At 52.9% G+C, this 14191-nt stretch carries 14 protein-coding genes; all 14 read left to right on the top strand.

Annotated elements, in window-relative coordinates; all coding sequences use genetic code 11:
- Positions 1 to 70 precede the first annotated feature (70 nt).
- The 14 genes from DBK98_RS15540 to DBK98_RS15605 all read left to right on the top strand — a co-directional run bounded on the left by DBK98_RS15540 (position 71) and on the right by DBK98_RS15605 (position 14187).
- Entirely contained in the window at positions 71 to 412 is a 342-nt protein-coding gene (locus tag DBK98_RS15540) for a hypothetical protein (protein WP_005793846.1), read from the top strand.
- Positions 393 to 1070 carry a hypothetical protein gene (locus tag DBK98_RS15545; RefSeq protein WP_009292353.1) on the top strand — a complete coding sequence of 226 codons (678 nt, stop codon included), beginning with the start codon at positions 393 to 395 and terminating at the stop codon, positions 1068 to 1070. The genes DBK98_RS15540 and DBK98_RS15545 overlap by 20 nt, the downstream gene beginning before the upstream one ends.
- Complete coding sequence (locus DBK98_RS15550) at positions 1036 to 2742, top strand: hypothetical protein (protein WP_009292354.1); 1707 nt, start codon at positions 1036 to 1038, stop codon at positions 2740 to 2742. The genes DBK98_RS15545 and DBK98_RS15550 overlap by 35 nt, the downstream gene beginning before the upstream one ends.
- Positions 2743 to 3323: 581 nt before the next feature.
- Positions 3324 to 3794 carry a phage holin family protein gene (locus DBK98_RS15555; RefSeq protein WP_005793843.1) on the top strand — a complete coding sequence of 157 codons (471 nt, stop codon included), beginning with the start codon at positions 3324 to 3326 and terminating at the stop codon, positions 3792 to 3794.
- Between the two features lies 1 nt (position 3795).
- A complete protein-coding gene (locus DBK98_RS15560) occupies positions 3796 to 4338 on the top strand; it encodes a hypothetical protein (RefSeq protein ID WP_032537118.1) in 543 nt (180 codons plus the stop codon).
- Positions 4314 to 4604 carry a hypothetical protein gene (locus tag DBK98_RS15565; protein WP_005793839.1) on the top strand — a complete coding sequence of 97 codons (291 nt, stop codon included), beginning with the start codon at positions 4314 to 4316 and terminating at the stop codon, positions 4602 to 4604. Before DBK98_RS15560 ends, DBK98_RS15565 begins: the two co-directional genes overlap by 25 nt.
- Positions 4605 to 4607: 3 nt before the next feature.
- Positions 4608 to 5960: a hypothetical protein gene (locus DBK98_RS15570; protein ID WP_005793837.1), complete on the top strand. Its 1353-nt coding sequence runs from the start codon at positions 4608 to 4610 to the stop codon at positions 5958 to 5960.
- A gap of 20 nt (positions 5961 to 5980) precedes the next feature.
- A complete protein-coding gene (locus DBK98_RS15575) occupies positions 5981 to 6532 on the top strand; it encodes a hypothetical protein (protein ID WP_032537117.1) in 552 nt (183 codons plus the stop codon).
- A 481-nt stretch (positions 6533 to 7013) separates the two neighbouring features.
- Positions 7014 to 7955, top strand: a complete 942-nt coding sequence (locus tag DBK98_RS15580) for a DUF6712 family protein (RefSeq protein WP_005806176.1) — start codon at positions 7014 to 7016, stop codon at positions 7953 to 7955.
- A 2-nt stretch (positions 7956 to 7957) separates the two neighbouring features.
- Positions 7958 to 8758 (top strand): hypothetical protein, encoded by an 801-nt coding sequence (locus DBK98_RS15585; RefSeq protein WP_005806178.1) that lies wholly within the window; start codon positions 7958 to 7960, stop codon positions 8756 to 8758.
- A complete protein-coding gene (locus DBK98_RS15590) occupies positions 8755 to 9150 on the top strand; it encodes a D-Ala-D-Ala carboxypeptidase family metallohydrolase (protein WP_005806179.1) in 396 nt (131 codons plus the stop codon). The genes DBK98_RS15585 and DBK98_RS15590 overlap by 4 nt, the downstream gene beginning before the upstream one ends.
- A 12-nt stretch (positions 9151 to 9162) precedes the next feature.
- Positions 9163 to 9606, top strand: a complete 444-nt coding sequence (locus DBK98_RS15595) for a hypothetical protein (protein WP_032537116.1) — start codon at positions 9163 to 9165, stop codon at positions 9604 to 9606.
- The gene (locus tag DBK98_RS15600) at positions 9603 to 10067 is read left to right on the top strand and encodes a hypothetical protein (protein ID WP_005806183.1); all 465 of its coding nucleotides are present in this window, start codon (positions 9603 to 9605) and stop codon (positions 10065 to 10067) included. The genes DBK98_RS15595 and DBK98_RS15600 overlap by 4 nt, the downstream gene beginning before the upstream one ends.
- Positions 10068 to 10128: 61 nt before the next feature.
- Complete coding sequence (locus DBK98_RS15605; RefSeq protein ID WP_032537115.1) at positions 10129 to 14187, top strand: hypothetical protein; 4059 nt, start codon at positions 10129 to 10131, stop codon at positions 14185 to 14187.
- Positions 14188 to 14191 lie beyond the last annotated feature (4 nt).

Consider the following 14191-nt stretch of genomic DNA (forward strand, 5'->3'; position numbering starts at 1 on the left):
GAAGCGGGCATGCAGGCACGAAAACTGGATAACGAGATCCTCTCTTGTAATAACCGTTTAATGAATTTATATGAATAATATGGAGCGTTTGCCGGCGGACACCTTTTTCCTGGACCTTGAACTCCGCCAGGAGGTGGAGCGCATGGCCTCCCTGGGATATGCTCCGGACGATATCGCCTCTTATCTGGGGCTGGATGCGGAGATCTTTGTCTTTGACGCCGGAAGGGAAGGGACCACCGTGTATTCCCTTATGCGCCGGGGAGCATTGAAGGCCGGGGCCGGAGTGGAGCTAAAACTGCAAGAACAGGCACTGTCAGGGGATTTGGATGCCATGGAACTGCTGGAGAAAGTGCGTGGCCGCAGGAGTTTTGAAATAATAGTGAAGCAAATCGATGAAGACGAATTTGGTTAAGCCCTCGAGGGTGGATTTTGAAAAAGCGGATATCGGACAGATAGGGCGTATCCTCGCCACCGGTGATCTGGACTCGCTTCCCGAGGAGCAGCGGGCGTATTACGACCTGATGGAGATGGTGCGCGGACTGCGTGCCCGTATGAGGTATAACGGGAAGGTGATTACAAAAGCCGGGATCATCCGGCTGCTCAAGTCTGAGGTATACGGGCTTTCCGACTGGATGGCACGGCAGGTATACGCCGACTCCGTCAATTTCTTCTACAGCCAGGAAAACATACGCCCGCAGGCTTTTGCCAACCTCTATGCCGAAAAACTGGAGAAGTGGGCCGATTCCATGTTCCTGACGGGCAAGGGGGAGGAAGCCTCCCGGATACTCGAGCGGGCGGCCAGGCTCCGGTTGCGCTTCGCATGTGACGAACAGGAGATACCCCAGGAACTTTTAAACAGGAAACCCGTGGTGATCTATACATGTGACCGGTCCGATATGGGTGTTCCGGATACGGACCGCAAGGAGCTGGAGGCGTTCATCGACTCCATTCCCGAGGTACCTTCCGTGGTACGTGAGAGGGTAAAGGAGGATGCACGCATAAAGAAGTTTGACCTGAAAAAAAGGATGTTGGAAGATGCGGAAGAGTTCGGAGGGCAGGATGCACAATAACCCCACCGATGATGTGGAGGTTCGTTACTCCCATATCATCAAGGTCATCACCGACTGGATAGACACCACCAACCTGGTTGTCGTCGGCGGGCGCGGCCTGGCCAAGAGTACCGTCATACAGGCACGCCGGTCGGCCGATTGCGTGTATGACATGCCCGGTGCGCCGTTGGCTTTCGTGGGGAATACATATACCAACTTAAGGGATAATATCATGCCGGCCGTCAAGACCGGCTGGGAACTGATGGGACTCTATGAAGGCGTGCACTATGTATCGTCCTGCCGGCCACCGGAATCCTGGCGCAGGCGTTGCAGCGTGATCGTCGACGATTACAAGAACACGGTCTCTTTCTTCAACGGATGCATTATCTTTCTGGGATCCCTGGACCACCCCTCCCTTCTGGCGGGCAAATCGGTCGTTCATTTGTTCTTCGACGAATCCAAATACGCCCCCGACAATAAAGTCAACCGGGCCATGCCCGTATTGCGCGGGGATGCCATACGTTACGGATGCAGCCACTATTTTCTGGGGGTGACCATTACCACCGACATGCCCGACGTGCTGGAGGGTGAGTATGACTGGTACTTCCGTTACGTCTGCCTGGTCGATCCCCAGCGCATCCTGCGTATCGCCCAGGCGGCTGCGGAGCTGAACAGCCTGCGCATCCGCCTGGTAAAAGCGGGAAGGACACGGACGGACTGCGGGGCTCTTAAGAAGAAAATCGCCTGGTACGAGGCGGGGCTGCTGAAGATGCGCAAGGGGCAGACCTACTTCATCAACGCCTCGAGTTTTACCAACATCGACATCCTTACGCCTGAGTACGTCCGTCGCCTTCTCGACGGGGCGCTCGAACTCCACGACTTCCTTAAGTCTGTAGTGGGGATGCGTCCGGGGCTTCGCCGTGACACGCGCTTCTATATCGCTTTCGGGGAAAGGCACAAGTATACCGACGGGACACGGTACGGAGAACCTGCGCAAAGCTGCCTGGACCTGCGTTTCCTCAGGTGCGGCGAGCCCATCGACGGCGGCGTGGACTTCGGCAACCAGCTGTCCCTGATAGTAGGACAGCAGGACGGACCGCTGTACCGCCTTCACAAGAACTTTTACGAGCTTCCTCCCGGATGGTTCAGGCAGCTGGCCGACCAGTTCCTGGCATTCTTCCTTAACCATGAGGAGAAGGAACTGAACCTGTATTACGACCGGGCGGGCAATAACTTCGAGAAGCAGAAAGAGGACTATGCCCGCAAGCTCAAGCAGGCCATCGAGATAGACGGTGACGGTAACCGCACGGGATGGGCCGTCAACCTGATGAGCCGCAAACAGTCCAATATCCGCCAGGATGAAGAGTACGATTTCATGCAGGAGCTGATGACAGGCGACAACGATGCCCTCCCCACTTTGCTTGTTGACGCGGTGAACTGTCGCGAGACCATCTCCAGTATCGAAAAGGCGCCGGCGGGTATCCGTTACAAGGGACAGCAGAAGATCATCTACAAGGTCAAGAAGTCCGAGAAGCTGGAGCCCAAGAAACTGCCCATGCTCTCCACGAACTTCTCCGACGCCTTCAAGTACCTGATGATGCGGGGAGCCTGGAGGCGTGCCGTCAGGGGCAAGTCCGGCCGCAGCAGGTCCGGTCCCTACATGCCCGGACTCGATGACCTGACGGGGGGATAAGAAAGGCAATTGCCTTGTTTTGCCTGACCGCTTCCGGAAATACCGGAAGCGGTTTTTCGTTCCCACCCCTTCTGCCTGCCTGCTTTTAATGTAATCATATTTCACCATTTGCCTCTCAGGCAATTGCCTTTCGGCTTCTGAGCGGCGCGGTCTTCGGAAGGAATTCTTTACAAGTGTTTGCGCGTGTAAAAACAGTTAATAGGTTTATTACAAGCAAATTAACGAAAGAAAGACCAAAATTTTATGTCCAAAAACGATGTTTTTAACACGTTTTAAATGAATTTCGTGCAAAAATCAAGGCAAAACGAAAAAAAATCTCGTTTTTGGGATGGAATTTAGCTTTTTCCTCTTAAAAATGATCTTTCCCCAGCCTCTTTTTTTACTGTGTGATATAACTGTTGTTGCCTCTTAGGATGTATCAATTTATTATTTTAAAGAATACCTGTTGCATTTTTTCACATCTATTCAAACCTGTATTTTCGCTCCTGTCCGGCTAATATCCGATACCGACCTGCATGATGTCGGCTTTGTCCTTTATCCTGTCCCCTGAAAGGAGCAAATTTGCTTTAAAAAACAAAAGGATGAAAGGATTGACAGAACTGATTGTGGCGGGCTGTATTTTATTCGGCCTGCTTCTTACGCCGCTGGTTTTCTCCATACTGGATTTTATAAGCGGAGTGCGCAAGGCTCGGCAGCGCGGTGAAAGGATCACCTCGGACCGGTATCGCAGAAGCGTAAAGAAAGTGGCCGGTTATTATAACCTGCTGCTGGCATTGGTGGTTGTGGACTGTATGCACATGGGTTGCAGCTGGTTTCTCAACAGTTATTACGATTACCATATTCCTACGTTCCCGTTCGTTACCCTGGCGGGGGCGTTCTTTGTAGCCGCCATCGAGATCAAGAGTATACGGGAAAAGGCGGAGGATAAGGTCAAGAAGGAGCTCACCGACGTGGCCCTGCTTGCCGTGGAAATCGCCAAATACAAAGACACGCCCGCGGAAGCTGCCAAGGCGATTGCGGACTATTTTAACGGAACCTCAAAAAAGGAGTGATATGAAACATGTTTTATACGCCCTGCTCCTGTGCGCCCTTTTCCAGGGGTGTGGCAGCTCCAAGTCGGTCCGGGAGAAAACGGACAGACGGATAATGTCCGACAGCCTGGTGGAAATCAAGGGTAACTTCGAGCGGCGGGAAGGCGAAATACGGACCGATTCGGCAGGGTACATCCGGCAAGCCCGGCAGGACCGGATCGTGGTTATGTTCGACACCGGAAAACCGGTATCCTCACAAACCGGATTGCCCCCCGTCAAACAGATCTCTTTTACCGGGACCGCGCTTCATGAGGAATCGGGGTCCACCGCGGCGGTCTACTCCTTCCAAAGCAGACGGGCGGACTCCTCCTCACTGCTACGCACACACTGGGAAGAGGAAGACAGGAAAGAGCTCCGGAGCGATCGGAAGACAACACCCGGGCCACTGCTCCGGAGAATCGCTTTGCCGGCCGGCCTGATCGTGGGTGCTTACCTCCTGCTGCGTATGCTATGTAAACGTTTGCCTGAAATCAAAGCGCTATGGAAAAGGATATTCAAAGGATAAACGTTTATACGGCCATCGAGCAGATGAAACGCCTTTCCCAAGAAGGGGAAACATTTTCCCTCTCTTTCCGCAAATATGACCGCCAGCGACACAGCGGCGGGGATACGGTAAGGCTCAACCACGCCCGGCTTCGCCCGAAGGCTTCGGATGAAGAGATTGAGAATGCCTCTTATAAGCTCTTTCTGGTGGATACCGATACGGGCAGGGCCATCAATTGCTGGCAGATTCTTGTGACCAGTTTTAACGGAATTAAAACTTATGTGTAGATTATGGAAATCAGAAGAACCGGAAATACCGGATTTATAGATACCGGGGAGGGGCAGCTTATCTCCTTCGCCATGGGAAAGGGATGGTCTCCTTCTTCCATCAGCTTCAGCCGCCCGGAGAGCTGGCAGACCCGCAAGATACGGGTCGCGGGTGTGAATATCGTGCCCATGGGTGCCAATAACGACCTTCCCGGCGACGTACAACGCCTGCTGGATAACTTTTACGGCGGTGAGGGTATCATGGGTAAAATACAGGGATTGCAGTGGGGAGAGGGCCCCCGCTTCTTTGAGGATGCCATCGACTCCGAAAACAACCGCTTTTACCGCAAATGGATACTCGATGACGTCATACAGGCGGATCTGGAGAGCTGGGATTACCGTGACTATATGCTCCGCTGCCTGGTGGACCTGGTGCACATGCAAGGGTTCTGGGTAAAGTTCATCCGTAACCGGGGACCGCGTATCGGAGAGAGTGGAAGGATAATCAGGCTGGAACATGTCCCTTACAGGAAATGCCGCTTCGAATATCCCGATGACAGACACGATTTGCCACAGAACGTATATGTGGGCGACTGGCCCTTCCCCGACCCCGACAGACTGGCCAAATATCCCGTTTTCAATCCGGCGGACCCGTTCCGCCATCCGGTGTCGGTCGGCTATTTCAACATATACTCCTTTTGCAGGGATTTTATCAGTACGCCGCGTTTTCTGGGGGCTTTCCCGTGGCTGGAACTGGCAGGAACCATCGCCCCCCTGCTGGCCGCCTACAACGCCAACGCGTCGGCACTGAGCCTGCATATAGAGAGCCCGCAGGCCTATTGGGATGCGGCAGAGGACAGGATCAGGGAAATATGCAAGCGTAAGGGGGTGCCTTATTCGGCCAGAATGCTCGAGGAATTCAAGGATGAAGCCATGGAGAAGTTCGCTTCAGGAGTGACCGGCAGGGAGAATGTGGGCAAATACATGCACACGACCAGGTTCTGGGATGCGGACGCCAATGATTTCCAAGGCTGGACGATAACCCCCATCGACAAGAAAATAAGGGATTATATCGAAAGCCAGATCAAGATCGCCAACAAGGCCGATGCCGCGGCCACATCCGGGTTCGGACTGGATCCGGTGCTCTCAAACCTGATCATGGATAACAAGCTGTCCTCAGGGTCGGAAAAACTGTACTCCATCAAGGTGTACAATGCCAGTGAGACAGCCATACCGGACATGATCCTGTGCAAACCGCTGATGCACTACATACGGGCCAATTATCCGGGAAGCAGAACACAGGTGGGGCTTTACCGGAGTGTGGTGGAATCCGAGCAGAGTGTATCACCCGCAAACAGGATGAAAGAAAATATATAAAAACAAAAAAAGGAGGATCCATGAACCGTTTTTTTATAGACTATAACCAATTGAAGACCCTTGACAAAGATCTTATACGGCTTTATCACGAAGAAGCGGGCAAACGGATGGCCGATTTAAAGGAAATCGAGTCCCTGATTACCGACAGAGCATACCGGCTGTTCAGTATATATTATGCAGTAGAGATAGCGGTGGTCGGGTACGTACTCGCCCAAATAGATAAAACCCGGGATATGGGATTGATCAATGCCGGCATGGCAATTGTGGTTTTCACCGCAATATCGCTTTGGTATGTGGTTAAGGTTATGAGGCCACATGGGGTGATGCCGGCGGGCAGATCACCGGAAAACCTCCAAATCGGAAAGAACTGCAGGTATTTTGAAGAAAACAGATTCGCCAATAAGTACGCTTATATCATGGCAGGGGAGTTGATGAACCTGCAATATAAAATAGATGCCCAAAACGAGAAAAATGCGGAAAGAGCCAGGCTCAGCAATGTATCGATAAACTTCATGCTGGCAGGACTGGTTCTTGCCGTACTGGTCTTTGTCCTTACGGTTGTTTTTCGGTGAATCCGGGAATGTCTAAAAGAAAACATATAAAAACAAAATAATGAGGCAAACCGAGCCTAAATCGGCAATTGCTCTTTGACATGTTGAATTTACCGTTTTTTTATACCGATAAAAATGAATTATCCTTATTCCCATTAGAACTTTAAACCATACTCTTGCGTACGGGTTCTTTCCAAGTCTAAAAAGAAGAAAGATGGCCCGTTGAAACCTACCTGGTGAGCTACGCAAACACGTAGCCTTTCAGTTTGCAAGGGACCATCTTTCGGTACAAAGGAAAGCTTTTTTGAGGTAGTAACAAAATATAATGATGAATTATTATAAAATAATAACTAATAAACAAGCAATCCATGTTATAAGCTTCCGTAAAAGCAGATAAAATACAGTATTTCCATGACAAGGCGGTAAATTCGATAAATTACCGCCTTTTTTGTGCCCGGGCGGATAAGTTCAGGCACTTTTTGTTTAATATAACATTATCAATATGAAACTGATATTTGATAAAGATTCAAACGGCACGCAGGAACTGGTCGACGCCCTGGGCCTGATCGATGCCCGCACGGACTTCTCCAAATGGAAGCCGTACATACCTTTAAGCATACGTCGCCTGACCGCCATCATAGGGCAGGAGGTTTATGACAAGGTTCTCGACTTCTACCAATCGGCAAGCGTCGATCCGGATGGCAAGCTCACCCGCCTGTTGGGAATGGTGCAGCAGTCCGTAGCGCTGTTTACCTGGCTGAAAATCATCCCCACACTGGATGCGCAGCATGGGAACACAGGCAGGCAGAAGCGCCTGGGGGAGCACGAAAAGGGGCTGACAGCCTTACAGGAGTACAAGGATGAAGCCAACATCCTGAGTCAGGCCTACGAGTCGGTAGATGCCCTGATAGCATATCTGGAGCAGGAAAAGTTCGATTTTTGGATACAAAGCCCCAAAAGGAAGGCTGTATCGGAATTGCTCCTGAGTAGCAAGGAGGCATTTGATTTTTACTATGTAACCGGCAGCCACCGGCTGTTTCTGACCCTGGCACCCATCATCCGGGAGGTGCAACAGAGGCATATCATCCCGATAATCACGTACGGCCGTTATGAAAAGCTGGTAGCGGGCCAGCAGGTGGCAGAGGGGTTCCGAGACGCCGTCTGCCGGCCGCTGGCCCTGCTGTCCATGAGCAAGGCCGTGGAACGTTTGCCCGTGGAGGTCCTGCCCGACGGTGTGGTGCAGGTGCAGCTTGCAGGAAGCGTCCGTGAAAAGCTCAGGGCGGAAGCCGAAGCGCGCAAGACAGTGGCAAAAAGCCTGGAACAGGATGCCATGCGGGATCTTGCCGCGCTGGAGGACCTGGTCGCGGCGCTTGACGCCGCACCGGACGAACCGGATCTGTATGTACCCTCGATCACCCTTCAATCAAAAGGCATAACATTCTGACTATGAAAGAAATTACATACAACAATCAAAAGAAAGAGATTCCGGACTCCCTGGAGGAGTTATCCCCCAAGGAGTATTACCGTTACCTGGAGTTGGTATTAATGATGAATGCAGGGGAGATTTCTCCTTTCCAGATGCGCTGCAAGCTGCTTTCCTGCCTTCTGGGGATGAAGCACAGCCTTCTTCTGTGCCGGGGAGAAATACAGGAAGAGCTTTTGGCGCAACTCCCCGCCCTGGACGGATTCTTCGATATCACCTCGCAGGACGGGATGACGGTTTACGACGCCCGCCTGAAAACTGGCCGGAACCTGCTGTCCGCCTATAAGGAGTGGAAAGGCCCGGGGGATATGCTCTCGGGGATTACTTTCGGACAGTTTATCGAGTGCATGGGTGTGATGGCGGAAATGGAGCGCGCCCGGGAGCAGGGAAATGAAGAGGGTATAGGGGAACTGATATCTTCCATAGGCAGACTGCTTTATAAGAAACAGGGCCCTCAGGAAATCGGCACTCCTCCTTTCCCGGTCTGCTTCCACGCATACATCTTCTTTTTCGCAGTCTGGGAACTGATTTACAGTGTCCCCATTTCAACCAACGGGAAGGACATCGACTTCTCGATCCTGTTCGAGAAATCCGGGCGGGGGAATGCAGGGGACAATACCGGCTGGGTGGGAATCTCGTACGACGTGGCCGCATCGGGTGTTTTCGGTGATTTCAGACAGGTAAACGACACCCCTTTCTGGGATGTGATGCTATACATTTATAAATGCAGGTTTGAAATGTTACATAACAATAAGAAGCAATGAAGTATTTCACAATCAAGGAATTAAGCCACAGCGATACGGCCGTGGCACGCGGGATTGACAATACCCCTACGGGGGAGGTGGTTCACAACCTGACAGAGCTGGTGGAAAACGTCCTCGACCCGCTCCGTGAAAAGTACGGGAAGCCCATCCGGGTAAGTTCCGGTTACCGGAGCGCTGTGCTGAACAGAAGCGTGAACGGGGCGACCTCCAGCCAGCACCGGCTGGGTCAGGCCGCCGATATTACCGTAGGCAGCAAGGAGGGAAACCGCCGGCTTTTCGAGATCATCCGCAAGGAACTGCCTTTCGACCAGCTGATCGACGAGAAGGATTTCTCCTGGGTGCATGTGTCATTCCGCACAGGCAAAAACAGAAAACAGGTATTAAAACTCTAAAACTGTTCAGCTATGGTAGATTTACAGCAATATGAAGAATATTGGTCGGGTATAACGGAGAGGATTCCGCAAATAAAGAAGGTGGTGCCTGTCACCTTCGACCCCGACATGGGCGCTTTGGTCCAAGGGCTTAAAACGGACGAACTACCGGCGCTGCTACTCATCATCCCAAGCGCCAAAGGAAAATCCCCGGATGTGGACAACCTGTTGGAATTAAACCTTTGCGTAGCGTTCCTGATGGACAAGACCGATCCGCAGCGTAAGGGGACTTATCAGGTGTTAAAGGAGTTGCAGCCCGTCATGGAGAAGATGAAAGCGCAGATGATCGATGACAAGGCTGCGGGATGCCACCTGTTCTCCCGTCTGGACCTGTCGAGCTTATCCACCATTCCCGAAGCGGGATTTTATTCGGTCTTTGCCGGATGGAGCCTGGGATTTGAATTCGAAACGCCATGAACGAGGATCTGATAAAACAAGAGTTTGTCCGGGAGAATATCGAAAGGGATATCCGGGCCATTTTCGAGGCGCAATACCTGATCGCCACCGAAAGGGTGTATACCTCTGCCATCTATCCGACTCAGGTCGGACAGAGGCGGAGCCTTGTCCGGGAACAGGGGTATGGACGCCTGGTGCGGGGCACTACCGGCCTGCTGCTCAGCGCCTTACGCAACCCCGTTTACAGCGTCGGGTTTTCCGGGCGGGGGGTGGTCGCCACTTCCAACGTCCCCCTCTATATCCGCTTCCTGGATATGAAGAAACATGGAAACTATGGCATCTATAACCGCCAGGTATGGGGAATCCTCTGGAACAATTCGCTCCAGACCATAAAATACGGATATGGCAAGGAGGTCCGCGACCGTATTTATGCCGGATTACAGGAAGCTTTCCAAAGAATGGAAATACGTACGGATTCCTAAAGACATATTGTCCTTTTGTCCGGGAGACGGCCCGCCTATTTTTGTCCTTAAAAATAACGTTATGGGAAAATTACAACCGGATTATATCACCTGGACGCTTTCGGTCAATGCGGACGGGTTACAAAAGGAGATGCTGGAGGTGCGCAACAACACCAAAGAACTCAAGGCCGAGAATATGCGCCTGAAATCCTCCATGGAAAAGCTTGCCATGCAGGGAAAACTCCAGAGCAAGGAGTATAAGGAACTGAATGCGCAATTCAAGGCCAACAGCCGTACCATCTCGGAGAACGGGGAGAAGCTCCGCCTGCTCGAGAGCCGGCTGAACAACACCGACAAATCGTATGCCCAGCTCTCAAAACAGGCCAGACAGCTTCGCAGGGAGTTGGACAATACGGTAAAGTCGTTACAACCCCAAGAGTACGCCCGTCTGGAGGCGGAACTGGCAAAGACCAAGGAGGCGATGGAGCAGCTAAGACCCAAAGCCGAGGCGGTGAAAGAGTCGTTTTTCAGCCTTACCAGGATGAAATCCGCGGTAGTCGGCTTTTTCGCAGGTATAGGTGCCAGTGCCGGCTCCTTCTTTGCAAACAGCATCTCGGAGGCCAGGTCCTGGATGTCCGAAGGTATCAGACTGGCGGCAAACGCCGACGGTGTCAGGCGCGCTTTTGACAAACTCGACCGCCCGGGGATGCTTTCGGAGCTCAGGAAAGCCACTAAAGATACGGTGAATGACCTGGAGCTCATGCAGGCCGCGGTACGCGCCAAAGACTTTCGTATCCCGCTCGAGGACCTGGGGAAATACTTGCAGTTTGCCCGGTTAAAAGCACAGCAGACCGGACAGAGCGTGGATTATCTGACTGACTCGATCATAACCGGACTGGGTCGTAAATCACTGCTGATACTCGACAACTTAGGCCTGTCGGCCGCGGAGGTCAACGAGGAGATGGCCAAAACGGGGGATCTGATGGCAGCGGTGGCTGCAATCGTGGACAGGCAACTCGCACAAGCGGGGGAGAATTACGTGTCGGCTGCGGACAAGGCCGCTCAAAAAGCCGCGGAGCTGCAAAACAGGCAGATGGAAATCGGAAGGCTCCTGCTTCCCCTGCAAGAAAAATGGAGCGGTCTCTTCCAGTCTCTCAAGCTCGGTTTTTCAGATGTGGCGCTCCGGGTATTGGAACATAAAAAAAGCATCATTACGCTTATCTCCGTGGTTACCGGTTTTATTCTGGTTTATAAAACGGTTATTCTTCTGCAAAAAACATGGAACGGGCTTTTAATGCTGGGCAAGGCGGTCAGCCTGGCCTACGCCTCGGTTGTGGCCATGCAGAGAGGAAACATCCTCAGAAGCGCTGCCGCCATGAAAATGTATAATGCCTCGGTGGCGTCCAACAACATCCTGGTAAAGGCATGCACCGCATCCACTTATCTGTTTGCCGCCGCCAAGGCGGTGCTTACCGGGAATATCAACAAGGCCCGGATTGCCATGCAGGCCTTTTATGCAATCACCAAAATAAGCCCGCTGGCCATAGTGGCTACCGTGGTCGCCGCCCTGACATACAAGCTGGTGTCTTATCGCAGGGAACTTACGGCGACGGAAAAAGCGGAGCGGAGCCTGCACCGGGTGCGGGCGCAGGCCGCCGACACCGTAGCCACCGAAACCCGGGAACTGAATACCCTCCTGGGAATCGCACGCAACGAGAAAATAAGCAAGGAGCAGCGGATGGAGGCCATAAAAAGGCTCAACGCCTTAAGTGAGGAATACCTTGGCGGTCTCAGGCTGGAAACAATCAACACCAGGGAAGCCACGGCCGCAGTGAAGGACTACACGGACAACCTGTTGTCCATGGCCAGGATACGCTCGGCAAACTCAAGGCTGGAGGAGATCCAGAAAGAAAAAAGGGCACTGGAGGAACAACGTAAGGATATCCATGCAAACCGGAATCTCTGGGACAGTTTCAAACTGGGGCTCGCTAAAGGGTTCAATTCCTTGTCCGTAGCGGTAAAGGGGTATTCCGACGCCTGGTCGGAGGGGGTCATCCATGACTATTTTGCAAGGGAATTCGATCAAATACAAGCCTTGAACCAGGAAGAAAAGAAACTTACGCAGGAGATCACGGCCTCACAGCAGGATATCATTAAGGTCGATACCCAATCCGAGGCAAAAACCAAGGACCTTATCCAGGCCAAAAAGGAAGAGATTGCCCAGGCTGAGCGGGAAGTCGCCTCGACGCCGGCCCTGCTGGCCGCCAAAAACCGGAAACTCCAACAGTTGAACGAGGAGCTTAAAGCGTTGCAGCAGCTGGGGACTATCCGGGAAACCCCGGATGGATTCGCCTCGCAGACCGACAAGGTCCTCTCGGCCCTGAATGAGAGGCATGAAAAGGAACTGCTCAAGATCCGGGAAAACAAGGAGAGGCAGCAGCAGACACAGGCACAATATAATAAGGCCGTGCTGGCGGAAGACATAAGGTTTCACACCCAAAGGCTCGGTATCCTCGAAGGGCTGGAGAAAAAGACCGCCCGGACCAGACTCAGGCAGCTGGCCGACATCCGGGCAAAAATGACGGAAAGCTCCGCCAAAATACTGGAGTTACAGCGGAAACTGGATGAAAACGAGGTTGCCCTGCTACAGGAACAGCGGGATAAAAAACTGGCCATACAGGAGGATACGTACAAGGCCACCAGGGCACAGATAGAATTGAATTATGCAAACCTGCATATTACGCAGCAGCAGCGCGACATGTTGCTGTTGAGCCTGGAGGAGTCCAATTCCCGGGAAAGACTCGGTATCCTGAAGGAATACCGGAAGGATGTGGAAGCCCTGGAGCTACAGACGGGGGATGTGAAAATACAGGCCGTCAAACTCTCCGGGCAAAAGGTACTGGAGGCGGAGCTGGCCAACGCCAAAGACAGGGCCGCGCAGCAAAAGGCGATCGAAACCATGCTTTCCTCTTTCAAAAAAGAGTTCAACCTTTTCAATCTGCCGGATGAAACGGACCTTCAGCTCAAGGTGCTGGAAGCGTCATACCGGGCCCGGCTGGAACTGATCCGCAATGCGCTCAAAAACGAGCTTGTCACAAAGGACCAGGCCGCCCGGCAGGAAAGGGAGCTGGAAGAAGCGTACAGCACCGCAAAACTGAACATAACCCGGGGTTCCGAAGAGCGCAGAAACGGGATTTTGGAGAAGTACGGGCTGCTCGGATTCCAGCAACGCTATGCCATGCAGGTGGCGGCCCTCAAGCGGGAGAAGGAACAGGGGTTGATAGGTGCCGAAGCATATGCAAAGGCCGAAAAGATGCTCAAGATACAGTTCTGGAAAGAGGCTTTCGATTATTATTCCAACCTGTTTTCAGGGGCTGTCTCTGCCCTGCAAAACGCCGAGATCGCGAACATGGAGGCCAAATATGACGCCGAGATCGCCGCGGCACAGGGAAACGCGCAGGAGGTCGAACGACTGGAAACGGAGAAGGCGCAGAAGAAGCTGGAGATCGAGAAGAAATACGCCGACGTGCAGTTCGCCGTAAAAGCCAGCCAGATCATTGCCGACACGGCCGTGGCCATCATGAAAGCGCTCTCGCAACTGGGACCGATCGCAGGACCGGTGGCAGCAGCACTGATGGGAGTAACCGGGGCCGCCCAGCTGGCCGTGGCCAATGCTGAAAGACAAAAGGTAAAGAGCATGACGCTCTCCGGAGCGTCCGGCTCCACACCCGTAAGCGCCGAAAGGGTGGTGAACGCTTCCGGGGGATATGACCAGGGAGGTTACACCGGGGACGGAGACCGCTACGAGGTGGCGGGCGTCGTCCACAGGGGGGAGTATGTCATTCCGGTGCCGGAAATGAAGAACAAGCGGGTGGTCAACATGGTAAAGGTCATCGAAAGCATACGCCGCAACCGGACATCGGCCAATCCATGGCCCGGGTACTACGAGGGAGGGAAGGTCACGGAGAGAGAGCGCCCCGGACAGGACATCGACCGTCTGAACCGGGCGGCGGAGAAATTGGAAAGGGCCTCAAGGAACCTCTCCCGGCCGGCAAAAAGTTACGTCCTGCTGAGCGACATCAACGCGGCTCAGGATTTACAGAAGAGTTCAGAGAAACCATTTACAAGAACAGACCAATAATACA

The sequence above is a fragment of the Bacteroides sp. PHL 2737 genome (assembly GCF_004115325.2).
Taxonomy (GTDB): domain Bacteria; phylum Bacteroidota; class Bacteroidia; order Bacteroidales; family Bacteroidaceae; genus Bacteroides; species Bacteroides hominis.